The organism is Nocardia arseniciresistens (assembly GCF_046764875.1).
Taxonomy (GTDB): Bacteria; Actinomycetota; Actinomycetes; order Mycobacteriales; family Mycobacteriaceae; genus Nocardia; species Nocardia arseniciresistens.
Genome location: NZ_JBKORD010000011.1, coordinates 271,477 through 293,480, shown reverse-complemented (window position 1 = coordinate 293,480; position 22,004 = coordinate 271,477). Strand labels below are relative to the sequence as shown.

Here is a 22,004-nt window from a genome sequence, read left to right as displayed (position 1 = left end):
GTCAGGTTAGTGACCTCCTCAGGCTCTCACCTGTTCCGGATCACGATCATCGGGTACGAGGTCGGCAACCGAGGGCTGCGTCGCCGGTGCCCCAGGTCGGGCCGTGAACCGGAGGACGCCGTCCTCGATCCGGCCGTGCCGGAGGGTGACCACGTCCTGGGCGTAATTCATCCCGAGCCGCCATGGAGCCCGTGAACCGGCCTTGGGGAATTGTTCGATGGCCCGCAACACATATCCCGCCTGGAAATCCAGTAGCGGTGCTCGGTTGATGGACGGGTCGGGCCGCGGAGTGCACTGGTCATAGCCTTTGGTGTCCATATGCCGCAACAGCCGGCAGACGAATTCCCCGACCAGGTCGGCCTTCAATGTCCATGACGCGTTGGTGTAGCCGATGGTGAAGGCGAAATTGGGGACACCGCCGAGCATCATTCCCTTGTAGGACATGGTTTCCGGTAGTGCGACCGCGTGCCCGTCGACCACGAGCTCGATCGCGCCGAGTGCCAGCAGCCGCAGACCGGTTGCGGTCACCACGATATCCGCCGCCAGCTCCGCGCCCGATTCCAGCCGGAGTCCGTTCGGGGTGAATCGGTCGATGCGGTCGGTCACCACGGAGGCGTCGCCCGCACGGATCGAGCCGAACAGGTCACCGTCGGGAACCAGGCACAGTCGTTGATCCCACGGGCCGTAGTCGGGTTTGAAATGTGTGTCGACGTCGTAGCCCTCGGGCAGCTGTCCGACGGTTTGGGTGCGGATGAATTTCCGCATCATCTCCGGCTTTCGCTGGCTGAGCTGATAGATCAGCGTGCTGATCGCGACGTTCTTCCATCGGGTGATCGCGTAGGCGCGACGCGCCCCGAGCAGCGCGCGCAGCTTGGTCGCCACGACGTCCTCGGTGGGGGCGGAGAGGATGTAGGTCGGTGACCGTTGCAGCATCGTCACGTGTGCCGCCGTCTGGGCGATGGCGGGGACGATGGTGACCGCGGTGGCGCCGCTGCCGATCACGACGACGCGTTTACCCGCGTAGTCCAGGTCAGCGGGCCACTGCTGCGGATGCACGATCTGGCCCCCGAACTCCTCGGCGCCCGCGAAATCGGGGGAGTAGCCCTGGTCGTAGTGGTAGTAGCCGCTGCACACGTAGAGGAAGTGGCAGGTCAGTGTCGAGGTCGCGCCGTCGTGGCTGACCTGCACCGTCCAGTGTGCGTCGGCCGAGGACCAGGATGCGCGAATCACGCGGTGCCCGAATCGGATTCGGCGGTCTATTCCGGCGTCGACGGCGGTGTCACGGATGTAGCGCAGAATCGACGGGCCGTCGGCGATCGCCTCGGCCGCTGTCCACGGACGGAAACGGTAACCGAGAGTGGCCATATCGGAGTCCGACCGCACGCCGGGGTAGCGGAACAGATCCCAGGTGCCGCCTATTTCCTCGCGCGCCTCGAGGATTGCGTAGGTCCGTTCCGGAAACGCCGACTGTAGATGGTGGGCCGCGCCGATACCGGAGAGTCCGGCTCCGACGATCAGCACATCGAGATGTTCGGTCACGAGTTCACCTCCGCCTTGCCCCGGGTGCGCAGCCGTCGCTCGAGCACCCCGACGATGTCGTAGTAGTGGGTTGGGGCCACCCGTGCGAGTGCGTCGAATACGTAGGCGTCGGGTCCGACGAGAATGCGTGCCTTTCCGCGTTCGATTCCGCGGCAGATGATTTCGGCCGCTTTCTCCGGCGAGGTGAGGGTGACGGCCTCGAATTCCGCCGCCATCTGCTCCCTGGTACGACCGCGGCCCTCGGGATCCTTGTTAACCCTGGCATTGCGGGCAATATTGGTGGTGATGCCGCCCGGGTGCACGTTCACCGCGGAGACGCCGGTGCCCCGAAGTTCCTGACGCAGCGCGTCGGTGAATCCCCGGACGGCGAATTTCGCTGCACAGTAAGCGCTTTGGTATGGCATGCCGACCAGGCCGAACACGCTCGAGGTGTTGACGATGACACCATGATCTTGTTCGACGAGCAGCGGCAGGAAGGCGCGGGTGCCGTTGACGACGCCGTCGAAGTTGATCTGCCACAACCATTCGTCGTCCTCGGGGACCGCGTCGAGCACCGAGGAGGAGACCGCGACGCCGGCGTTGTTGAACACCGCCGCCAGCGGAGCGCTCAGCCAGTCGCGGACCTCGGCCGCGAAGGCGCGTTGGTCGGCGGCGTCGCGCACATCGAGTACCCGCGTCAGCACCGGACCGTGCAGGGTGGCGGCGGTCTGCTTCAGCCCCGTCTCGTCGATGTCGGCGATCGCTACCGGCGAACCGCGGCGGGAGAGCAATTGGGCAAGGCCGCGACCGATTCCGGAGGCGGCGCCGGTGATCATGACGGGATGGCCGGACAGTTGCCTAGCTATTCGGGGCATCGGTGCTCCTGGATTCGGACGTGCGGATGTGGTCGTCGAGGAGTTCGGCGATGGTCGGCCACAGTTCGGCAGGCAGGTCGTGGCCCATACCGGGCAGGCTGTGCAGCCGGGCGCCGGGTATGGCCCGTGCGGTGACGGCACCGCCGGTCGGGGCGATCATGAGGTCGCGGTCGCCGTGCAGGACCAGCGTCGGGGCCGCGATGGTGCCGAGTTGTACTGTCCGGTCACCGGATTTCAGAATGCCCGCGAGTTGTCGGCCGACGCCCGCCGCCGGATGCGGATCTCTGTCCCATGTCGTGGCCGCGGCGGCACGCACCGTGGCCTCGTCGAAGGGGTAGCCGCTGGAGCAGATGTGGCGGTACATGCGTACGGCGGCCGCGATGTGTTCGTCCCGGTTGCGCGCGGGTCGTCCGAACATCAGACGCCAGGTCGACAACGCGGGCCGTCCCACCTTCGCCGCACCGGTGGTGGACATGATCGATGTCAACGAGCGGACGCGAACCGGATCGTGTGCGGCAACCGTTTGCGCGATCATGCCGCCCATCGACATGCCGACCAGATGCGCGGACGCGAAGCCGACTGTGTCGAGCAATCCGACCGTGTCCGCGGCCATATCGGCGAGATCGTATTGGGCATGGTGCCAATGCTTGCGCAGGAGATCCAGCGGCCCTGGCGGCGTGAATCCGGCATGCGTGGACCGGCCGACGTCCCGATTGTCGAATCGGACCACGTCGTAGCCGCGACTCACCAGTTCGCTGCATAACCCCTCGGGCCACTCGTGCAGCTGCTGACCGAGTCCGGCGATCAGAAGCAGCGGTGTGCCGCCGCCATTGCCCAACCGCTCGTAGGCCAGGGTTACCGGGCCTCCGACCTCAGCGAATTGTTCGGTCACGCGGTCACCGCTCCGGCCGCTGCGGATGTGGTGGCGGACGAGGCGGTCTCGGTGGCCGAGGAGGTGGCGGCGGCAGGGCGGCGGCGCACCACGGCACGCCCCTTCTTCGCCGGTACCAACGCGACACCGCGGAAGTGGGTGCGTTCGTCGGGCGCAGCGGTCGGCTCGAGCGCGAAATCCCTGAGCAGCGTGCGCAAGACGATGTTCATCTCCATGGTGGCGAACGCGGCGCCGATGCAGCGGCGGGCGCCGCCGCCGAAGGGGATCCAGCTGAAGGTGCCAGGCCGTACCCCGACGAAGCGGTCCGGATCGAAGGCGCGGGCGTTCGGGAAGAGTTGCTCGTTGTCGTGCATCAAGCGGATGCTGACCATGATGTTCTGGCCCTTCGGTAGCGTCCACCGGCCCAGTTGCAGCGAGTCCGCGCGCACCTTGCGTCCGGTGGCGTCGACGACAGGGCGGACCCGCTGTACCTCCAGCAGGGTGGCCTCACGCAGCGCCGAGCCGCCCTCGTCCGCTTCGGATACCAAGCGGCGCAACAATTCCGGGTGCCTGCGCAGGCGCTCGACAGTCCAGGCCAGCGTCGTCGCGGTTGTCTCGTGGCCCGCGCTGAGCAGCGTCAGCAGTTCATCGGCGATTTCGCTGTGACTCATCGCGGAGCCGTCGTCGTAGCGGGCCTGGAGCATCATCGCGAGCACGTCGTCGCGGTCGGCGAGGTCGACGGCCGCGGCCGCGCGATCGATCAGACGCCCGACGAGCTCGTCATAGCTGCGGCGATGCGCCGCGAATCGAGCCCACGGACCGTATCGCCCGAGGAACTTCCTCGGCACCGGGAACGCGGCCAGCGCCGATCCGACCAGCACCAACTTCGGTAGCAGCTCACGCAATTCGTCGAATTCCGCACCCTCGGCGCCGAACACCGCGCGCAGGATCACATTCAGCGTGATCCGCATCATCGGGTCCATGGTCGCGAACTCGCGACCCGAGGGCCACGAGGCCATCTCACGGACCGCTTCCTCCTCGATCAGCGCCTCGTACACCGCGAGACGGCGTCCGTGGAACGGCGGGGTGAGGAGTTTGCGTTGTTTGCGGTGCTCCTCGCCTACCAGCGCGAACAGCGACCCGGGGCCGAGGAACTGTCCGAGGTTGATGTCGATGTTGTCGACCAGGTCCGTGCTCGCGGTGAACAGCGCCTTCACCTCTGCGGGCTCCGAGAGCACAACTGTCCGACCGAATCTGGGCAACTGCACCGTGAACGCCGAGCCGTAGCGGTCGTGTAGTCGCCGCCACGCGCGGGTTCGTCCGGTCAAGATCTCCAAGCCCTGCACGAAGCCTGGTGTGGTGGGTCCCTCGGGCATTCTCACGATGGTCATACGCCAACTCCCTGCGCGGTACTCCGATGTACCAACTGACGGTACGCGGGTGTACCGCCTGTGGCAAGGGTCACTCCGGTGCGCTTTCGGGACGCGCCGACATCGACATCGAGGCATCTGCCGAACCGTCGGGCCAGCGCGCGCCGCTGGACGGTAAAACGGGGCTGCGGTCGGCATTTCCGGGCCGCCATCGTCGGCTGTGGTCGGCTGGAAATGCGAGGATGCGGTCATGGTGCGGCCGTGGTAGCCGAGCGGGCGTGGATATCGCCGCGCAATCTGGATCGCGATCGTTTACGATTATTGGACCGAACCACGGCCGGTGGCCGATTCGGCCCGGCGCGCTGTCGAGTTGTGGCGGAGTGTGGTCGGAGAGGGAGTTATGCCGTGGGTGAGTACACGCTGATGGTCGAAGAGCGGCTCGCCGCAATGCAGGCCGAGTATGTGACGTTGCTTCGGACCGGACGGGTCTGGTCGTTACGGGAGCTGTTCAGCACGTCCGACTGTGACATCGTCGAGTTCTGCCGGGATTTCGCACCGAACCCGTTCGGGGAGAGCGCCTGTGCGGATGTGGAGGATTTCTGCCGTCGGCACGGCATCTGGCTGGAGGCCGGGGGCGCGCACTACAACAGCATGACGCCGTATCTGCATCCGAACACCGTCACTGCGGAGCGGATGACGACCATCGGGATCTACAACGCAATCCTGTTCTGGCTCAACGATACTGTCGGCAGAGAGAAGTTCGCCCACCTGACCGACGCCGAACAGCAGCAGGCCCGGCTCACGGTGCATCGCCTGTGTGCCTTGCTCGAGACACGCAGTGCCGCAGCGGATCCGAGCCCGGTGGAGGCTGCGACCGCCGAATTGCTCGCGTTGGCAGCGCGGCAGGCCGACGCGGGCTGGCTGGCTCGGTTTCTCGAGTCCACAGTCGACCATCTGCGACCGGCGATCCGGGATCAGAACGCCCGTGCCCGCGGTGACCTGCTGGCGGTCGCCGACTACATCGAATTGCGCGCGCATGTATCGGGCATGTACCCGGCGATCGCGCTGTGCGAATTCGGCCGTGAGGAGTATCTGGGCTGGGAGGGCGTGCGTGCCCGCGGGCTCGAGGTCGACCTGCGACGGTTGCAGCGGTTGACCGTGGAGATCGGGGCGCTGATGAACGACGTGTTCTCTTTCGAAAAGGAATGCATCTGGGATCGTGCGGATTTCAATCTGATCCCGGTGTGCCTGCTGAACACCCCCGGCGCCGACCTGTCCGACGCCGTGCACGAAGCCGCCCGAATCGTGCACGATCGGATAACCGAGTTCCGCTCGATCCGTGCCAGAATCGATCGGAAGTGTGCCGAACTCGCCGACCCGACCGTCGCCGAGCCGGTGTCGGCGCACGTGCGGGATCTACTCGGATGCGTGCAAGCCACCTGGGTGTGGCAGATCGCCACCGAGCGATACAAGGGCGAGTCGATCTTCGTCGAGAATCGGCTCCCGTAATTGTCACTATGCTCGATTCGGTCACGCGGTAATGTGACGAATCGGGCCTATCGTCGGATGAACGGATCACCGTCTTCCAAACGAGGGCGGTCGAGTGAAACGGCGCATCGAAGGGTTGGGGTGGACGACAGCAAGAGTGCGGTACTGGCTCGTAGTTGGTGGCTTGCGCTTGCTGCCGTAGGCGACATGCCTGTGCACGAAGGCCGGGATATTCCTTTGTTGGCAGGCATGGTCGACGATCTCGCGACCGCGGTCGACACTGATCCGTTCGTCGTGACCGTGGGATACCGGGTCGGGGCGGCGCTGGCGTCGTGGCTGCCCGACGACCGGCGGGTACCCGCCGTATCGGCGCAGATCTTGTACCGGCTGGCCGAGCAGAGTGCTCGTCCCGACGCCGGAGCGCGACTCGCGGGGTTGCTGGCCGCATTGGGGCAGGGCCACCAGCAGGAGCTGGACCGGGCATTCGATGCCCTGAGTTCGCCGGACGATGAGGGGTCCGATAGAGCCGCCCGTCTCGTACGGGATGCGCGGTTTCGTATCCTGTTCGACAATACGGCCATCGCCATCGCCATCGGCGACACCGATGGAAACCTGTTGGAAGCCAACAGAGGATTGGCTGATATGATCGGCGTCCCGGTCGACCAGCTACGCGGGATCTCGGTCTACGACTTCGCTCATCCCGATGACCAGGGTGATATCCGGGCGCTGCTCTACGACAAGCTGGTGCCCGCAGGGGAAGGCACCGTTTCGCTCGACAGACGCTTGGTGCGTGCCGACGGCAGTGTCGGGTGGATGTCGTTCGCCATCTCGTATGTGAAGGGCAAGGACGGCCAACCGGACTATCTGCTGGCCATCGGTGCCGACGTCACCGAGCAGCACCGGCTCCAGGACGAACTGCGCAGACAGGCCAGGCATGATCCGCTGACCGGCCTACCGAACCGGCGTTACCTGCTCGAACGCATCGATGAACTGATCATGAGCGCCGAGGAAGGTGACCGCGCCGGACTGTGCTTCGCCGATCTCGACCACTTCAAAATTGTCAACGACCGCTTCGGTCACGGCACGGGTGACAAGGTGCTGACGGCGGTGGCGGACCGCCTGAACAACAAGCTCAGCCAGCACGGCTGCCTGGTCTCCCGACTAGGCGGCGACGAATTCGTCGCCTTCGTCCCGCCACCGGCCACTCCCGACCAGATCACGATGATCGCCGAACAACTGCTATCGGTATTCACGGACCCGATCACCATCGAAGGCCAACACTTGCAGATCGCGGCCAGCATCGGTGCAGTGGTGACACCGATCGCCGGCGCCAACGCCGAAGCTCTCCTCGACGCCGCCGACGCCAGCCTGTATTACGCCAAGACCAACGGAAAAGGCCACTGGGTGCTGCACACCCTGCAAGCCTTGACCTGAGTGCCTCCGCTGTCAGTGCCAGTCGCTGATCTGGATGTCGTCGGGGGACGGAGCGCCCTTCCCGGTTTCGGCCAGTGCCTTCAGGCTCATCAGATAGGTCGCCCACTTGGTGCTGCAGTGGTGCATGAATTCCACCGGTTCCTTCCAGCCTTGGTGCTCGAAGAGAATGATGGTGTAGTCGCCGACCCGATCGAGATTCCAGTTCACCTGGGTGCCGATCCATTCTTCGGGACCGTCGATCACCTCCCACCGCACGCGCTTGCCCGGGTCGAGCTCGAGGACCTTCATATCGAATCCGCCAGGGGGGAAACGGAATTGAAGCACGCCACCGACATTATCGCCTTCGCCCTCGGTGTCGGTCGTCCACCAGCCCGCGAGGCCCTCGGCCGTGGTCAGGGCCGAATAGACCTCGGCCACAGATGATTTGATTCCGACCCTGTGCAGGATGTCTACCATTTTCCTTCTTCTTTCCGGTGTTGGTTCTGGTATGAGTTTCGTGAATTCATTGCTGTGTGCTGCGTTGATCTGTGCTGCGCGCAATCGATTCGGCGATGCGCTTGATACGCCGGAGCCTGGCGTCCCACATCGCCCCCACCGAGGACAACTGCGCGACCGCGCGAGCAAGCTGGGCCTCGTCCACCCGGTACCTCTTTTCTCGCCCGGCCGCCGTGGCGTGCACCAAGCCGACGCGATCGAGGACACCGAGATGTTTCGCGATGGCTTGGCGTGTCATGGGCAGGTGCTCACTGAGGCTGGTCGCGGTGCTGTCGCCCTCGGCAAGGAGCAGGTCGAGCATCCGCCGACGGGTCGGGTCTCCGATCGCGGACCACAGGTCGTCGTCGACGGCGGTGGTCACGGGGTCGACACCAGCCGCGCGAGGTACTCGCCGAGCCGGGGAACGAAGGTGTCCCAGCCGACGCTGTGTTCGCGGTACTGCTCTTCCAGCTTCGCTGCCTCCCAACCCATTTCACGGAACCCGGTCTCGGTGAGCCGAATGTTGGTGCCCGTGCCCGACGGGGTGAGCTCGAAGGTGACAAGCATCGAGTCGGCGGAGTCGTCGACCTTGCCGTCGGGATAGCACCAGCGGAACGCGAACAATCGAGGTGGCTCGGCGGTCACCACGGTGATCGGGGCGACTTCTGCCCTGTCGCCCCAGATGAGCTCGCCGACCGCGCCGGGCCGTGCCTCGAAATCGGCATCGTCGGTCCACCATTGCGAGATGTGCTCGGGGCTGCTGACGACCTCGAAAACCACCTCGGGCGAGGCGTCGACGTGAATCTCTCGTTCGATGCTGCCGTACTCCATACCATTCCTCCATGTGCAACGTTTGGTTGCGCATGACGCTAGCCGGTCGATTGTCTTCGCGCAACCATTGGTTGCTTATTGTTGGCGCGCGCATCGCGAGCGACCGGACCGATCAGGAATCGAGAAGCGCTGGTCGATGGGCCACAGCTAACGTGTGCATACCCCGCTCGCGCACAGATGGAGACACGATAAGCATGGCTACGAGGAAGAACACGCAGTCACCCGCGCCGCACACTGCCGACAGCCACGACCTGATCCGTGTGCACGGGGCGCGCGTGAACAACCTCAAAGACATCAGCATCGAGATCCCCAAGCGGCGGCTGACTGTCTTCACCGGCGTCTCCGGCTCGGGCAAGAGCTCGCTGGTTTTCAGCACCATCGCCGCGGAGTCGCAGCGGCTGATCAACGAGACCTACAGCACCTTCGTGCAGGGCTTCATGCCGACGCTGGCGCGGCCAGAGGTCGACGTACTCGACGGGCTGACGACGGCGATCATCGTCGACCAGCAGCGGATGGGCGCCGACCCCCGCTCCACGGTCGGCACCGCCACCGACGCCAATGCGATGCTGCGCATCCTGTTCAGCCGAATCGGGAAGCCGCACATCGGCTCTCCGCAGGCGTTCTCCTTCAACGTCGCCTCGATCAGTGGTGCAGGCGCGGTCAGCATCGAGCGCGGCGGCCGCACCACGAAGGAGCGGCGCAGCTTCAGCATCCTTGGCGGCATGTGCGCGCGCTGCGAAGGCCGAGGCAAGGTCTCCGATATCGACCTCACCCAGCTCTACGACGACTCCAAATCGCTCGCCGATGGCGCGTTCACCATCCCGGGCTGGAAGTCCGACAGCTTCTGGACGGTGCGGGTTTACGCCGAGTCGGGCTTCGTCGACCCGAACAAGCCGATCAGCAAGTACACCAAGAAGGAGCTCAACGACTTCCTCTACAAGGAGCCGGTCAAGGTGAAGGTCGACGGCGTCAACCTCACCTACGAGGGGCTGATCCCCAAGATCCAGAAGTCGTTCCTCGCCAAGGACAAAGAGGCGATGCAGCCGCACATCCGGGCGTTCGTGGACCGGGCGGTCACCTTCTCCGTCTGTCCCGACTGTGGTGGCACCCGGCTCAGTGAGTCGGCTCGATCGTCGAAGATCGAGAAGATCAATATCGCCGACGCTTGCGCGATGCAGATCAGCGACCTCGCCGAATGGGTCCGCGGACTCAGCGAGCCGTCGGTCGCGCCGTTGCTGACCGCACTGGGTCGGACCCTCGACTCGTTCGTGGAGATCGGGCTGGGCTACCTCTCGCTCGACCGGTCCTCCGGCACACTGTCGGGCGGCGAGGCGCAACGCGTCAAAATGATCCGCCACCTCGGCTCCTCGCTCACCGACGTCACCTATGTCTTCGACGAGCCCACCGTCGGCCTGCACCCCCATGACATCCAGCGCATGAACGAACTGCTGCTGCGGCTGCGGGACAAGGGCAACACCGTCCTGGTCGTGGAGCACAAGCCGGAGACGATCGTGATCGCCGACCATGTCGTCGACCTCGGCCCGGGTGCGGGTACCGGCGGCGGTACCGTCTGCTTCGAGGGCACCGTCGAGGGGCTGCGGACCAGCGGCACCACCACCGGCCACCATTTCGACGACCGGGCCGCGGTCAAGGAGTCGGAGCGCAAACCCAACGGCGCGTTGGAGATTCGCGGTGCGACGACGAACAATCTGCGCGGCGTCGATGTCGACATCCCGCTGGGGGTGCTCGTCGTCATCACCGGCGTCGCGGGCTCCGGCAAGAGCTCGCTCGTACACGGGTCGATCCCTGCCGGTGCGAATGTGGTTTCGGTCGACCAGGGCGCGATCAAGGGCTCGCGGCGCAGCAACCCGGCGACCTACACCGGACTGCTCGAGCCGATCCGCAAGGCGTTCGCGAAGGCCAACGGCGTTAAGCCTGCGCTGTTCAGTTCCAACTCCGAGGGCGCCTGCCCCAATTGCAATGGCGCCGGTGTCATCTACTCCGACCTGGCGATCATGGCCGGGGTCGCCACGACCTGCGAGGTATGCGAGGGAAAGCGGTACCTGGCCGCGGTACTGGACTACCACTTCGGCGGCCGCGATATCAGCGAGGTACTCGCCATGCCGGTGAGCGAGGCCGTGGAGTTCTTCGGCTCCGGCGAGGCGCGTATTCCGGCCGCGCACGCCATCCTCGAGCGGCTCGCCGATGTCGGGCTCGGCTACCTCACCATCGGCCAACCGCTGACCACGCTGTCCGGCGGCGAGCGGCAGCGGCTGAAGCTGGCCACCCACATGGGCGAGAAGGGCGGCGTCTACGTCCTCGACGAGCCGACCTCCGGCCTGCACCTCGCCGACGTCGAGAACCTGCTCGGCCTGCTCGATCGACTCGTCGACTCCGGCAAATCGGTCATCGTCATCGAGCACCACCAGGCGGTCATGGCACACGCCGACTGGATCATCGACCTCGGCCCCGGCGCAGGACACGACGGCGGCAAGATCGTCTTCGAGGGCACACCCGCCGACCTCGTCGCCGCCCACTCCACCCTTACCGGCGAGCACCTCGCGGCGTACGTAGGCGCCTGACCTGGGTCGCCGTGGACGCGGCGGGACCTCTGGTGGGGCACGTTCAACAGATCGATGTGGCACGATCTCGTAGGTGACCAGCAGACCCACCGAGGCGGAGCACCTGCGCGACCTCGCGCGGCTGCGTCGCGTCCGCGACCGGATCGACCGGGAGTACGCGCAGCCGCTGAACGTCGAGGCGCTCGCGCGCGACGCGCACATGTCGTCGGGGCATCTCAGCCGCGAGTTCCGTGCCGCCTACGGTGAGTCGCCCTACAGCTATCTGATGACCCGGCGCATCGAGCGCGCGATGGCGCTGCTGCGTCGTGGCGATCTCAGCGTCACCGAGGTTTGTTTCGCGGTCGGCTGCTCGTCGCTGGGCACCTTCAGTACTCGCTTCACCGAGCTGGTCGGTGTGCCGCCGAGCACCTATCGCCGCGAGACGGCCCCTGCGACGGCGGAGATGCCGTCGTGTGTGGTGAAACAGGTGACCAGACCGGTCAGGAATCGAGAAGCGCCGGTCACCGAACAGCACCTAACGTAGCCGGCATGGACATCACCATTCACTCGAGCTTCCTCCCACACGACGACCCGGACGCCGCCCTGGCCTTCTATCGCGACACCCTCGGCTTCGAGGTCCGCAAGGATGTCGGATACAACGGGCTGCGCTGGATCACCGTCGGCCCCGTCGGCCAGCCCGGCACGTCGATCGTGCTGCACCCGCCCGCCGCCGACCCCGGCATCACCGACGACGAGCGGCGCACCATCGCCGAGATGATGGCCAAGGGCAGCTACGCCACCATCGTCCTGGCCACCAAGGACCTCGACGGCGTTTTCGAGCGGTTACAGGCCAGCGACGCCGAGGTCATCCAGGAGCCGACCGACCAGCCGTACGGTGTTCGCGACTGCGCCTTTCGCGATCCCGCGGGCAACCACATCCGCATCAACGAATTGCCCTGAGCCCGTCCGCTACGAACAACACGACAGTGTCCGACTCACGCGGTCGGGCACTGTCGTCTTGTTCGCCAGGATGACCGTGGCGCGTTCGGCGGACCACGTCTTCGAATCGATGGCCCTGTAAGGCTGGTGTAGTGCCGATCGCGTCTGAGGGCCGATCGGCCTATTCGGTGGTGCCCGGCGGTAGCGGGGGCAGTCCTTCGCTGGTGCGGAGCTTATCGGCCATGGAGGTCAGCAGGTTCTGGGACTCTTCGGAAAGATCGAACGCGCGACTGGATAGACGACGTAATTCGTAGCCTCGTAGTTGCGAAAGCAGGTCGAGGTCGTGATCGATCTTGGCGGCGTACACATCGTCGGTGAAGTAGTCCGGTCGCACCTTGAAGAACTTCGCAAGGGCCGCAACGGTGTCGTTGGAAGGGTTGGTGCGCTGACCTGAACGTAGCTGAGAGAGATAGGGTTTCGAGATCGGGCGTCCGGCCACAGCTAGTGCGGCGGCGACTTCGGCACTGGTGTGCGGTGGGCGCCCCGGAGGGTGCACCGTGTCGAACAGCTTGTTCAATCGCTCCGCGAAATCAACCACTACAGCCGTCCAATCCTTACACCGAAAAACGCGAATCTTTGCTGTGCCCAAGTACGTTCGGCGTCCACGGGATCGTCGCCGACTTCGAAGTATGCTACGACTCTTGTGCCGCAACACCCTAATGGGTGCTTTGGGGCGTAGCCCGTCCGCAATCCGCGCATGGCCGGAGCGCAGGCGCAGCTACGCCCGACTATCGCCCGGTCACTACACGATGCCGACCGAGTGGAGAATTTCCTCGACGATGAGTTCGGGCTCGGAAAACATGATCAGATGACCGGAGCCCGGCGCCTCGACCAGCCTGCGATTCGGCGACATGGCCGCGGTTTGCCGGTGGGCGGCGGTCAGCGCCGTACGCGTGTCGTGCCCGAGCCGCGGCATTTTTGTGCCGGAGATAACAGAGACGGGCAGTGCGCCGAGTGCGGGTGGTCGCTGACGGAGACGCCACAGTTCCGCACCGAATTGGTCCTGCTCGGCCAGCAGGGTTCGTGCGGCGCGGACCGTGAAGTCCTCGGCGTGGTGGTCCGCGGCGACATCGGCGGGCTGGGCGCCGCCGATCCTGCTGCCGAGTAGTCGGTAGAGCCCGGACCGCGCGAGTAAGGGTATGAGCACCCGGGCCACCGCGTTCTTCTTCTGTGCCGAAGGCGCGAAGTAGAGTTCGCAGTTCTCGTCGCTCTGATCGATCAGTACCAGTCCTTGAATGCGGGTGGGGTCGGCCGCCGCGGCGACGCGGACGATGGGGCCGCCCCAGCTGTGCCCCACGAGGATGAACGGGCCCGACCCCAGCTCTCGCAGCACCGAGTCGAGGTCGCCGGCGAGCCGGTCGAGCGTCCGCGGTTGCGGATCGTCATCGCTGCGCCCGGTCCCGGCCCGGTCGTAGACGACGGTGCGGACCCGCTCGGCAACCGACGGCTGCACCAGCCCCCAGATCGACCGCGAGAATCCCATGCCGGATTCGAACACCACCGTCGGCTCGCCGATGCCGCGCACCATGTAGTGCAGGCGACGGTCATCGCTGGTCACGGCGAACGCGCTCGTCCCGAAGGTGTGCTGCGCTGCCGTCGTCGGTTCGATCACTGTGGCCCCATCCCGCCTCTGCTGATCCACGGAAACGCTGCGCCCCTCGGTGCCGGGTTCAGGTGATCCGCGTTCCGCTCGTAGTCGTGTTCCCTGAGGAGATTACTTACTCGGAGATCGATCACGAGTTCGGACCTCACTCGCATCGGCGAAGAAGGGCCGATCACGGGCCTCCACCGATAGCGGTCGCCTCCGCCGAGACCTGGGTAATCGACGACCCGGTTCCCGGCGTAACCGGCCGGGCCGAAGCCGAGAGCTGTTCTGACTCAACCGATCTCCAGCAGCAATCCGGTTTCCGGGTCGTACCACCGGCATGCCTTCGTTGGCAAGCGTAGGTTCAGTGTGTTGCCCCCATGGTCGGCGTGGAAGCTCGACGGCGCTTGAACCTTGAGCGTCTGCCCGCTGACATCGACGGTCAGCAGGGTCGATGATCCGAGCGGTTCCAGCACTTGGAGTTCGCCGCGTAGGCCGTCGGCGGAGGGTTCGTCGTCGACGACAATGGCTTCGGGGCGGATGCCGAGGTTGAGCGTCTTGCCGTTGAACGACGATAGCGCGGCGGGTGCGGGCAGCGATTGACCGCCCAGCTCGATGCGCGGCCCCGCGTCGCCGACTTCGACTGTCCCGGTGAGGAAGTTCATCGGTGGACTTCCGAGGAAGCTTCCGACGAATTCCGTTGCGGGGCCGTCGTATACCTCTGTCGGCGGGCCACATTGGACGATCGCCCCTGCACGCATCACCGCGACGCGGTTACCCAGCGAGAGCGCTTCGACCTGGTCGTGAGTGACATAGACCGTGGTGGTGCCGAGCTCGCCGACGAGCTTCTTCAATTCGGCGCGGAACGAAAGCCGCAGCAGGGCATCCAGATTGGACAGCGGCTCGTCCATGAGTAGCACGTCGGCGTCCATCACGATCGCGCGCGCCACGGCGACACGCTGGCGTTGGCCGCCGGAGAGCTTCGCCGGGTACCGGTCGAGGTAGGGCGTCAGTTGCAGCAGCTGCGCCGCCCACTCGACCTTGCGTCGGATCTCATCGGCGGGCACACCATGCACACGAAGGCCGAAGCCGATGTTTTCGGCGACCTTCTTGTTGGGGAACACCGCATAGGACTGGAACACCATAGACAGGTTGCGCCGTCGCGGCTCGAGGTAGGTGACGTCCTTGCCACCGATCACGATCTGACCCGAGTCCGGCAGTTCCAGCCCGGCGATCATGCGCAGCAACGTGGTCTTGCCGCAGCCGGAAGGCCCGAGCAGCACCATGAATTCACCGTCGGCGACCTCGAGGGAGACCTCGTCGGTTGCACGCGTCGTGCCGCCGGGATAGGTCTTCGCCAGGTCCCGCAGAATCACCTCAGCCATTGCGAACCTCTGTCATCTAAGTGTTGTCCCCCACATGTTCACCAGGTAGCGCCGCATCACGAAGATGAAGACCAGCGCCGGGATGATCAGTGCGAAGCCGCCTGCGAACCGGTAGGGGGTGGACGCCTCGTCGAGCGTGGTGAGGACCTGGGCGGGAAGGGTGCGGTGTCCGAGTGTCACGATCGTCGCGCCGAGGATCTCGTTCCACGACAAGACGAAGGTGAAGATCGATGATGCCGCGAGGCCGGGAAGTGCCAGCGGCACAACAACTCTGCGTGCTGCCTGCCAGCGTGTGCAGCCGAAGACCCGTGCGGCTTCCTCGAGGTCGGCGGGTACGGCGACGAAGATGCTCGCCGTGATGAGCACCGTGGTCGGCAGTGCCAGCGTGGTGTGTACGAGCGTGACCGCGAACACCGTGTCGTAGACGTCCAGGCGCAGGAACATCGTCGCCAGCGGCACCGAGAGCACCACGATCGGCAACGCACGCACCAGCAGAATGAACACCTGATAGATGTCTTTGCCTCGGAATGCGCTGCGCGCCAGCGCATATCCCGCCGGCGCGCCGATGATGAGCGACCAGAACACCGTGTAGATGCCGACGAGCAGCGAGTTGCCGAGCGCTTGTATGGTTCCGGTCGCCCGGAAGAACGAGGTCAGTGTGTCGGTGGAGAATCCGCTGGGAATCAACGACTTCGGGAACTCGTTGAGCGCGTCGTGCGAGGACACCGCGGCGAGTCCGATGAGGACGATCGGCAGCGCCATGAACACCGTCACCGCGATGCAGGCGAGCTGAACCCCCACCGCGTGCCTGCGACGCCTGCGCAGCGGCGTCCGGTCGATGGGCGGGAGCTGCGGTGCTGCCTCGACCTGCTGCGGTTGGCTCATCGCGACTGCTCCGGCTGCCGGACCGTCCGCAGATAGAACACCGCGGTGCCGATCGAGATCGCAAGCACGACAAGCGAAACCGCGCTGGCGACCGCAGGGTTCTGCAGGTTCGAGTACCACTCGTAGGTCTCGCCGACCAGTAGCGGGAAGTCGCGCCCGGTGAGCACCTGCGCGACGGCGAAGGCTTGCAGCGCGAGGATCGTGCGCAGGATCAGTGCCACTTGCAGGCTCGGCCCGAGCAGCGGAAGCGTCACGTGCCGCAGCCGTTGCCAGAGGTTGGCGCCGAAGACCTGCGCGGCCTCGTCGTAGTCGCGCGGGATCATCTGCGCGCCCGCGACCACGATCACGAATACCAGCGAGGTCGCGCGCCACACCTCGGCGATCACCACGACCAGCAGCATCGTGCCGGTGTTCTGGTAGTTGAGCCACTGCACGCCGTCCTCGGACAGGCCGAGTGATACCAGCAGCGAGTTCAGATAGCCGCGGCTGTTGAAGATCGACAGCCATACCAGCCCGGCGGCCAGCTCGGAGATCGCCAGCGGCAGGCACCATAGATAGAAGTGCCCGCCCGCGAACCGCGGACGTGCCTGCATGAGCAGCGCCATCCCGACGGCGAGCACGAGCTGGATCGGCACCACGATGGCAATGAGCAGCAGCGTATTGCGCAGCGAGGTAAGGAAGTACGGATCGTCGAACAACCGTCGCCAATTGCCGAGGGTGAAACCGTCGCTATCACCGAAGGCATCCATCACCGCCCGTACCAGCGGCCAGCCGAACAGCGCCGCGAGCAGCACGATCGAGGGCAGTAGCAGGATCCATGGGGAACTCGCTCGCGCGCGCATGTCTACTCCACTCTGCAAACGTCGGCGGTGCGGTCGGGAGCCCAGCACGGCACCTTCAGATCGTCGAGGATGCCCTGGAGCACACCGGCCTGTTGGTCCAACGTGGATCGAATGTCGGCTCCGTCGAGCACGATCGAGCGGAAGCTGTCCTTGAACACCTTGCTCACCTCGCCCTCACGCTGACCGAGGCCGACGGGCGGCAGCGAGAGGATCGCGTCCGGCGCTTGCTGCTGTCGGTACACGGCGTCGGCCTCTAGCTTGACCGCAGGCGGAAGGCCGTCCGGGATGGTGGCGCCGACCGCGGGGAAGAAGCCGTTGGAACGCAACAGCTCGATCTGTGCTTCCGGCCTGGTGAGCGCGTTGATCGTCCGCTGCGCCAGCTCGGGATCGGTGCTGCCCTTGGGGATCGCGAGCCCGGTGATCACGGCCATGTAGCCGAGGCCGTGCTCGCCGCGCGGTGCGGGCAGCATGCGCCAATTCTGCGGATCGTGTTCTGGCGCGTGGACGAGGCGCACGACGTGATCCCACGCCATGCGCACCTCACCGCTCGCCAGCGGCTCCTGCATGAAGTCGTAGTTGGTGCTCGCCCCCGCGCAGTTGGCCCACAGCTCGCGGAAATACTGCCACGCCGTCACCGCCTCGTTCGAACGGAACGTGGTGATCTGGCCGCCGGTGAACGACGGCAGCAGATAGCCCTGAGTGAAGCGGTGCAACAAGCCTTTCGGGCCCGCGGGCAGGCCGAGCATGGGGCGGTTGCCATTGGCGCGGCGCGCGGCGATGGCCCAATCGAGGAACTGGTCATAGGTGAGTGAGGTGGCATCGACACCCGGCGGCAGATGCTCGAGCGCGTCGGCGTGTGCGGCAAGGACGTAGCTGGCGGTGGCCCACGGGACGTACCAGGTGCGGTCGGTGCCCGCCTTCGCGAGTTGGAGGTAGGCGGCGGGCCAGCCACGGTCGCCGAGGTCGGCGAGCAGGCCGGTGAGGTCTTCGAGATAGCCGTCGGCGAGTGGCGCGATATCGCCGTGCAGACCTCCGAGCATGCCGATCTGCGTCGAGCGCGCCACGACCTGGCTGCGCACCTGGCTCGCGAACGGGCTCTCCTCGATGGTCACGTAGCTGACCTCGGGCGCGATCTTGCCTAGCAGACCGCGAAAACGTTCGGCCTCGTCGGCGGGCCGGAACTGGGTGGACAGGAACAGCATCCCGCCGTTGCCGGTGGTGGAGAAGCCGGTACACGCCGCCGCCGAGAGCGCGGCAGCGCCGATGCCCACCGCACGCAGGACGGATCTGCGCCTCAGACCGGATGCCGCCATGCATGGCTCCCTGTGGGTAACAACGATGTTCGTACTTTTGTAAGTTGGGTGAACTTAAGTGCCCCGGGAGATATTGTCAACGTTCCCATGACTGAATCGCCGCCTCCGAGCCCTACCTCGCCGGGACATGTACTCGCTCTGCTGCGGGCAGTGGGGCCGATGACGCGCCTGGAGTTGCAGGAAAGGGTCGGGTTGTCGCGGGTCACCGTGGTGGAGCGGCTGGAGGTGCTGCGCGGTCTCGGGCTGGTGCGGCAGGCCGGATACCGCGAGTCGAGCGGCGGCAGGCCCGCCGAGCTACTCGAGGTCGATGACACGGGCCGGACCGCGCTGGTCGCCGATCTCGGACAGAGTCATGCGACGCTGGCGGTAGTCGATCTGCGTGGGACGGTGTTCGCGCGCGACGACCACCGGCTGCCCGCGCGGCACAGCCCGAACGAAATCGTGCCGATGCTGCTGGACGCGGGACGAAAACTATTGCGGCGCACCGGGCGTGCGGAGACCCTGTGCGCGATGGCGCTGTCGGTGCCCGGACAGATCGATCACGAGCTCGGTGTCACGGTAGCGCCGCCGACCATGCCGGATTGGAACCGCGTGCCGCTGCGCGAACCGTTCGCCGACACGCTCGGCGTCCCGGTGCTGCTGGAAAACGACGCGAACGCGCTGGCGCTGGGTGACTACTACGCTCTCGGCCGTCCCGACGCGACCCTTGTCGGGCTGAAGGTGGGAACCGGTATCGGTGCGGGCGTGGTGATCTCGGGGCACATCCACCGCGGCGAAAGCGGGTCCGCGGGGGAGATCGGGCATATGCGGATCGAGGGCAGCCAGCAGCGATGCAGTTGTGGGCGGCGCGGATGTGTCGCGGCGAGCGCGAGTGGGCAGGCGCTGATCCGCGAATTGCGCTCCATCGGCGCGCGCAGTGTGGCCGATGTCGTCCGGTTGGTCGGCGCGGGCCGGGGCGACGCGGTGCGGGCGACCGAGCACGCCGGGCGACTCGTCGGGACCGTGCTCGCGACGATGGTGACGATCGTGAACCCGAGATTCGTGCGGGTGGGTGGCGCGGTGGGCGTGCTGCCCCCGTTCCTCGACGGACTGCGGCGCACCGTCGAGGCGAACGCCCACACCCACGCGTTACGTAACCTCGATATCGGACCGTCACAGTTGGGGGAGAACGGCGCATTCGTCGGATTGGCGGGCCTTGTCGCCGACGAGATGCTGTCCCCGGCAACGGTAGACGCGATGACCGCAGGCCGCACGCCGCTGCCGGAACGATCACCGAACTCGCGATCGGGCGGGGCCTGACCCGAGATCAGCTCGACCGCAACTTCGGCCCCGAATCGTCGCCTAGTTCTCGGCACCGATGGGCAGATCGGTGTCGGCTACGCCGTCTGGGGAACCGCATGTTCTCCTGCCGAAGGAATCGGTGTCTCGTCGGCCTTTCTGTTCGGCACGGTGAATATGGCTGCTCCGCACAGTATTGCGACGGCGAAGCATGCCGCCGTGTACCAGAGATTCCCGATGGGGTCTCCCTCGCTCGTCGAACCGTCGACGGCGTCGAAGAAATCGGGCAACGCGGTCACCCAGAGCAATGCCATAACGCTCAGGTACACCACGGTGTAGATGCGGACGAAGCCGTTCGTGTGGTGTGGAGCGTTCGGGTCTTGACGTAGCCGGAGCCACTGGCGGATGAGGATCGGGACAGCGACGACGGTGACGACGACCAATTCGGCGGCATAGAGGAAGCCGCGCAGAGTAGTGCTCCCGGAACCGAAAACTGTTGCGGGAATGGGTAATACGGCTGTGCCCAGCGACCCTAGTACGCCGATGACGACTGTCCGCCAGACCAACTGCGGTCCGGTGAAGGTTTGGCCCTTGTCGACGTGGCGACCGACGAGCCGCTGGACGAAGAACGCCAGCGACATCGGCCACAGGGCCGCGAATACCACCACGCTCGGCAGCGGTACCGAGTCGAACATCGGTTGATTCAGCGGGTTTTCGGTCGACCATTCCCACCAGCGCAGCTGCGGTCCGAGGTGATCGAAGATCTCATAGAAGGCGTGGTGGACGAAGCCGACGCAGACTGCGCCGATCAGAACCCCGTACCGGCGGAAGACCCCGAGCGTTCTGACGATTTCGAAGGCCAGAGTGGCCATCAATGGGTAGATCGCGACGATGTACAGGGGGAGTCGACCCCAGAGGAAATCCACGGTGAAGACGTTGTGCGCGAACATCGTGTCGACGTGTTCGTCGATACCGAAGGCCGCGGGAAAATACAGCGGCGGTTCGATGATGAACAGATACGCGGTCGCGCCGAACCAGACCACCAAGTTGGTGGGGTCGCCGTGACGCCGAAAGCGCATGACCGCGTAAACAAGCGCGAGCACCGCGCCGAGGACGATAGTGAACTCGAGGACCGGCAGCGTCCAGTTTTCCAATGCGAATGGGTTGCGTACCTCGGCGAGTCCACCGGCCTCTCGACACGAGAAGCCGAGCTCCGTCGCGAGTTGCTCGAAGGTGGTTGCGCAATGATCGGTCACCGGTCCGCCTTCTTCGATGCCACGGGATCGGCGGTGTACCAGTGCGATACGTCGTAGCCGGACGCGTAGCGTTCGAACCACAGATCGGCGAGTGCGGGCAGCTTCTCGTGATCCGGGTTGTGCTTGGGCAACTGGCTGCGGATGATGCCCACCATCGCGATCAGTTGCTCGCGCAGTGGTAGATCGTCGAAGGCGCGCGGCATCGGGCCGTTGTCCTGCGTGCGCAGCCGCAGCCGTCGGCGCAGCCGCTGCCCGAGCCGGTAGGACCCGAACATCGACAGTGCGTCGATCTTCCGATCCTCCAGTGGCACATGTTTATTGAATCCATCGCACGCCAACCTGATGACCTTCATGACGTGCCCGAAGATCGACGGTGCCATCCGCATCCGGTAAACATCGCTTCCGACAATGGATTCGAAGATAATGAGCGCGGAACTTCGATGTTCGACTTCCTCGACGAAGTGCCAGATGAACAGTGACGCGACCCGGTCGTCTCCCGGCTGGAAGAGGGTCGAATCGTTGTCCAGCATCAATTTGAACACCGGGGTGAAGGTTGCCTCCAGGTCGGCGGTGTAGGCGAGCCGGTAGTCGAGGGAAGTGTGCACGGTGAGGTGGTCGAATTCCGCGATCACTGCGTTGAGAGTTTCCTGAAGCCCCGGGTACTGCTTGATCAGTCCATTGGCGTGCTGACGGTGCGCGGTGGAGTGTTGCCCCTCTTGGCGCACGAACGCGTCGGCTTCCTGCGCTATCGCGGGATCGGTGATCAGCGGCATGGCCTCGCGAATCATGTTGACGATCATCTTCTCGAAACCGATCGCCAAGAAGGACACCGCGTTGGCCATGGATGAGAAGGCCGGATTCTCTTCGTTCCATAGGAAGGGCACGTCATAGTCCGCGAATGCGAAACGCATCTTCCGGACTTGTAGATCGGTCACGTTGCGGTACCTCGTCTTTCGGCGGTGGTCTGGTCCGATGGCCGCGTTCGGATGCTCCGAAGCGATGTGACGTGATCATACATAGATCGGTGCCCGTGTATGAT

The 22,004-nt window shown here is 65.3% G+C and carries 21 protein-coding genes; 6 read left to right on the top strand and 15 right to left on the bottom strand.

Features of this window, described 5'->3' with window-relative positions; all coding sequences use genetic code 11:
* Positions 1-18: 18 nt before the first annotated feature.
* Genes ACLMAJ_RS22005 through ACLMAJ_RS21990 form a run of 4 tightly spaced genes read right to left on the bottom strand, consistent with a single transcriptional unit; the run spans position 19 to position 4,655 of the window.
* Complete coding sequence (locus ACLMAJ_RS22005; protein ID WP_412015664.1) at positions 19-1,539, bottom strand: flavin-containing monooxygenase; 1,521 nt, start codon at positions 1,537-1,539, stop codon at positions 19-21.
* Positions 1,536-2,393, bottom strand: a complete 858-nt coding sequence (locus ACLMAJ_RS22000; RefSeq protein WP_412015663.1) for an SDR family NAD(P)-dependent oxidoreductase — start codon at positions 2,391-2,393, stop codon at positions 1,536-1,538. The genes ACLMAJ_RS22005 and ACLMAJ_RS22000 overlap by 4 nt, the downstream gene beginning before the upstream one ends.
* Positions 2,377-3,285, bottom strand: coding sequence for an alpha/beta fold hydrolase (locus tag ACLMAJ_RS21995; protein ID WP_412015662.1), 909 nt, complete (start codon positions 3,283-3,285; stop codon positions 2,377-2,379). Before ACLMAJ_RS21995 ends, ACLMAJ_RS22000 begins: the two co-directional genes overlap by 17 nt.
* On the bottom strand, positions 3,282-4,655 hold the full coding sequence (locus tag ACLMAJ_RS21990; RefSeq protein ID WP_412015661.1) for a cytochrome P450: 1,374 nt from the start codon (positions 4,653-4,655) through the stop codon (positions 3,282-3,284). The genes ACLMAJ_RS21995 and ACLMAJ_RS21990 overlap by 4 nt, the downstream gene beginning before the upstream one ends.
* A 384-nt stretch (positions 4,656-5,039) precedes the next feature.
* On the opposite strand from ACLMAJ_RS21990, the gene ACLMAJ_RS21985 reads away from it, so the two are divergent.
* The gene (locus tag ACLMAJ_RS21985; protein WP_412015660.1) at positions 5,040-6,143 is read left to right on the top strand and encodes a terpene synthase family protein; all 1,104 of its coding nucleotides are present in this window, start codon (positions 5,040-5,042) and stop codon (positions 6,141-6,143) included.
* Between the two features lie 120 nt (positions 6,144-6,263).
* Entirely contained in the window at positions 6,264-7,556 is a 1,293-nt protein-coding gene (locus ACLMAJ_RS21980; protein ID WP_412015659.1) for a diguanylate cyclase domain-containing protein, read from the top strand.
* A 12-nt stretch (positions 7,557-7,568) separates the two neighbouring features.
* Here ACLMAJ_RS21980 and ACLMAJ_RS21975 read toward each other — a convergent pair whose 3' ends face one another.
* The 3 genes from ACLMAJ_RS21975 to ACLMAJ_RS21965 are packed head-to-tail and all read right to left on the bottom strand — an operon-like array spanning position 7,569 to position 8,861.
* Positions 7,569-8,012, bottom strand: coding sequence for an SRPBCC family protein (locus ACLMAJ_RS21975; RefSeq protein ID WP_412015658.1), 444 nt, complete (start codon positions 8,010-8,012; stop codon positions 7,569-7,571).
* 46 nt (positions 8,013-8,058) lie between these two features.
* Entirely contained in the window at positions 8,059-8,412 is a 354-nt protein-coding gene (locus ACLMAJ_RS21970; protein WP_412015657.1) for an ArsR/SmtB family transcription factor, read from the bottom strand.
* The gene (locus ACLMAJ_RS21965; protein WP_412015656.1) at positions 8,409-8,861 is read right to left on the bottom strand and encodes an SRPBCC family protein; all 453 of its coding nucleotides are present in this window, start codon (positions 8,859-8,861) and stop codon (positions 8,409-8,411) included. Before ACLMAJ_RS21965 ends, ACLMAJ_RS21970 begins: the two co-directional genes overlap by 4 nt.
* 194 nt (positions 8,862-9,055) lie before the next feature.
* Between ACLMAJ_RS21965 and ACLMAJ_RS21960 the strand changes: the two genes are divergently transcribed.
* From ACLMAJ_RS21960 to ACLMAJ_RS21950, 3 genes are all read left to right on the top strand, one after another.
* On the top strand, positions 9,056-11,443 hold the full coding sequence (locus ACLMAJ_RS21960) for an ATP-binding cassette domain-containing protein (RefSeq protein WP_412015655.1): 2,388 nt from the start codon (positions 9,056-9,058) through the stop codon (positions 11,441-11,443).
* Between the two features lie 73 nt (positions 11,444-11,516).
* Complete coding sequence (locus ACLMAJ_RS21955) at positions 11,517-11,966, top strand: helix-turn-helix transcriptional regulator (protein WP_412015654.1); 450 nt, start codon at positions 11,517-11,519, stop codon at positions 11,964-11,966.
* Between the two features lie 5 nt (positions 11,967-11,971).
* Entirely contained in the window at positions 11,972-12,382 is a 411-nt protein-coding gene (locus ACLMAJ_RS21950; RefSeq protein ID WP_412015653.1) for a VOC family protein, read from the top strand.
* Between the two features lie 160 nt (positions 12,383-12,542).
* Here ACLMAJ_RS21950 and ACLMAJ_RS21945 read toward each other — a convergent pair whose 3' ends face one another.
* The 6 genes from ACLMAJ_RS21945 to ACLMAJ_RS21920 all read right to left on the bottom strand — a co-directional run bounded on the left by ACLMAJ_RS21945 (position 12,543) and on the right by ACLMAJ_RS21920 (position 18,431).
* Positions 12,543-12,959: a helix-turn-helix domain-containing protein gene (locus ACLMAJ_RS21945; protein ID WP_412015652.1), complete on the bottom strand. Its 417-nt coding sequence runs from the start codon at positions 12,957-12,959 to the stop codon at positions 12,543-12,545.
* A 204-nt stretch (positions 12,960-13,163) separates the two neighbouring features.
* Positions 13,164-14,033 carry an alpha/beta fold hydrolase gene (locus tag ACLMAJ_RS21940; RefSeq protein WP_412015651.1) on the bottom strand — a complete coding sequence of 290 codons (870 nt, stop codon included), beginning with the start codon at positions 14,031-14,033 and terminating at the stop codon, positions 13,164-13,166.
* A 266-nt stretch (positions 14,034-14,299) separates the two neighbouring features.
* Positions 14,300-15,391 carry an ABC transporter ATP-binding protein gene (locus ACLMAJ_RS21935; protein ID WP_412015650.1) on the bottom strand — a complete coding sequence of 364 codons (1,092 nt, stop codon included), beginning with the start codon at positions 15,389-15,391 and terminating at the stop codon, positions 14,300-14,302.
* Positions 15,392-15,403: 12 nt separating this feature from the next.
* Positions 15,404-16,276, bottom strand: a complete 873-nt coding sequence (locus ACLMAJ_RS21930) for a carbohydrate ABC transporter permease (RefSeq protein ID WP_412015649.1) — start codon at positions 16,274-16,276, stop codon at positions 15,404-15,406.
* Entirely contained in the window at positions 16,273-17,118 is an 846-nt protein-coding gene (locus ACLMAJ_RS21925) for a carbohydrate ABC transporter permease (RefSeq protein WP_412015648.1), read from the bottom strand. Before ACLMAJ_RS21925 ends, ACLMAJ_RS21930 begins: the two co-directional genes overlap by 4 nt.
* A 2-nt stretch (positions 17,119-17,120) precedes the next feature.
* Complete coding sequence (locus tag ACLMAJ_RS21920; RefSeq protein ID WP_412015647.1) at positions 17,121-18,431, bottom strand: ABC transporter substrate-binding protein; 1,311 nt, start codon at positions 18,429-18,431, stop codon at positions 17,121-17,123.
* 87 nt (positions 18,432-18,518) lie between these two features.
* On the opposite strand from ACLMAJ_RS21920, the gene ACLMAJ_RS21915 reads away from it, so the two are divergent.
* Positions 18,519-19,730 (top strand): ROK family transcriptional regulator, encoded by a 1,212-nt coding sequence (locus tag ACLMAJ_RS21915; RefSeq protein ID WP_412015646.1) that lies wholly within the window; start codon positions 18,519-18,521, stop codon positions 19,728-19,730.
* Between the two features lie 77 nt (positions 19,731-19,807).
* Here the strand turns inward: ACLMAJ_RS21915 and ACLMAJ_RS21910 are convergent, their stop codons facing one another.
* Positions 19,808-20,965: a hypothetical protein gene (locus tag ACLMAJ_RS21910; RefSeq protein ID WP_412015645.1), complete on the bottom strand. Its 1,158-nt coding sequence runs from the start codon at positions 20,963-20,965 to the stop codon at positions 19,808-19,810.
* A complete protein-coding gene (locus tag ACLMAJ_RS21905) occupies positions 20,962-21,900 on the bottom strand; it encodes a metal-dependent hydrolase (RefSeq protein WP_412015644.1) in 939 nt (312 codons plus the stop codon). Before ACLMAJ_RS21905 ends, ACLMAJ_RS21910 begins: the two co-directional genes overlap by 4 nt.
* Positions 21,901-22,004: the final 104 nt, after the last annotated feature.

Coding starts and splice junctions, on each gene's coding strand:
- ACLMAJ_RS22000 (WP_412015663.1), bottom strand. CDS start 2,393: ATGCCCCGAATAGCTAGGCAACTGTCCGGCCATCCCGTCATGATCACC.
- ACLMAJ_RS21990 (WP_412015661.1), bottom strand. CDS start 4,655: ATGACCATCGTGAGAATGCCCGAGGGACCCACCACACCAGGCTTCGTG.
- ACLMAJ_RS21975 (WP_412015658.1), bottom strand. CDS start 8,012: ATGGTAGACATCCTGCACAGGGTCGGAATCAAATCATCTGTGGCCGAG.
- ACLMAJ_RS21965 (WP_412015656.1), bottom strand. CDS start 8,861: ATGGAGTACGGCAGCATCGAACGAGAGATTCACGTCGACGCCTCGCCC.
- ACLMAJ_RS21960 (WP_412015655.1), top strand. CDS start 9,056: ATGGCTACGAGGAAGAACACGCAGTCACCCGCGCCGCACACTGCCGAC.
- ACLMAJ_RS21950 (WP_412015653.1), top strand. CDS start 11,972: ATGGACATCACCATTCACTCGAGCTTCCTCCCACACGACGACCCGGAC.
- ACLMAJ_RS21935 (WP_412015650.1), bottom strand. CDS start 15,391: ATGGCTGAGGTGATTCTGCGGGACCTGGCGAAGACCTATCCCGGCGGC.
- ACLMAJ_RS21930 (WP_412015649.1), bottom strand. CDS start 16,276: ATGAGCCAACCGCAGCAGGTCGAGGCAGCACCGCAGCTCCCGCCCATC.
- ACLMAJ_RS21925 (WP_412015648.1), bottom strand. CDS start 17,118: ATGCGCGCGCGAGCGAGTTCCCCATGGATCCTGCTACTGCCCTCGATC.
- ACLMAJ_RS21920 (WP_412015647.1), bottom strand. CDS start 18,431: ATGGCGGCATCCGGTCTGAGGCGCAGATCCGTCCTGCGTGCGGTGGGC.
- ACLMAJ_RS21915 (WP_412015646.1), top strand. CDS start 18,519: ATGACTGAATCGCCGCCTCCGAGCCCTACCTCGCCGGGACATGTACTC.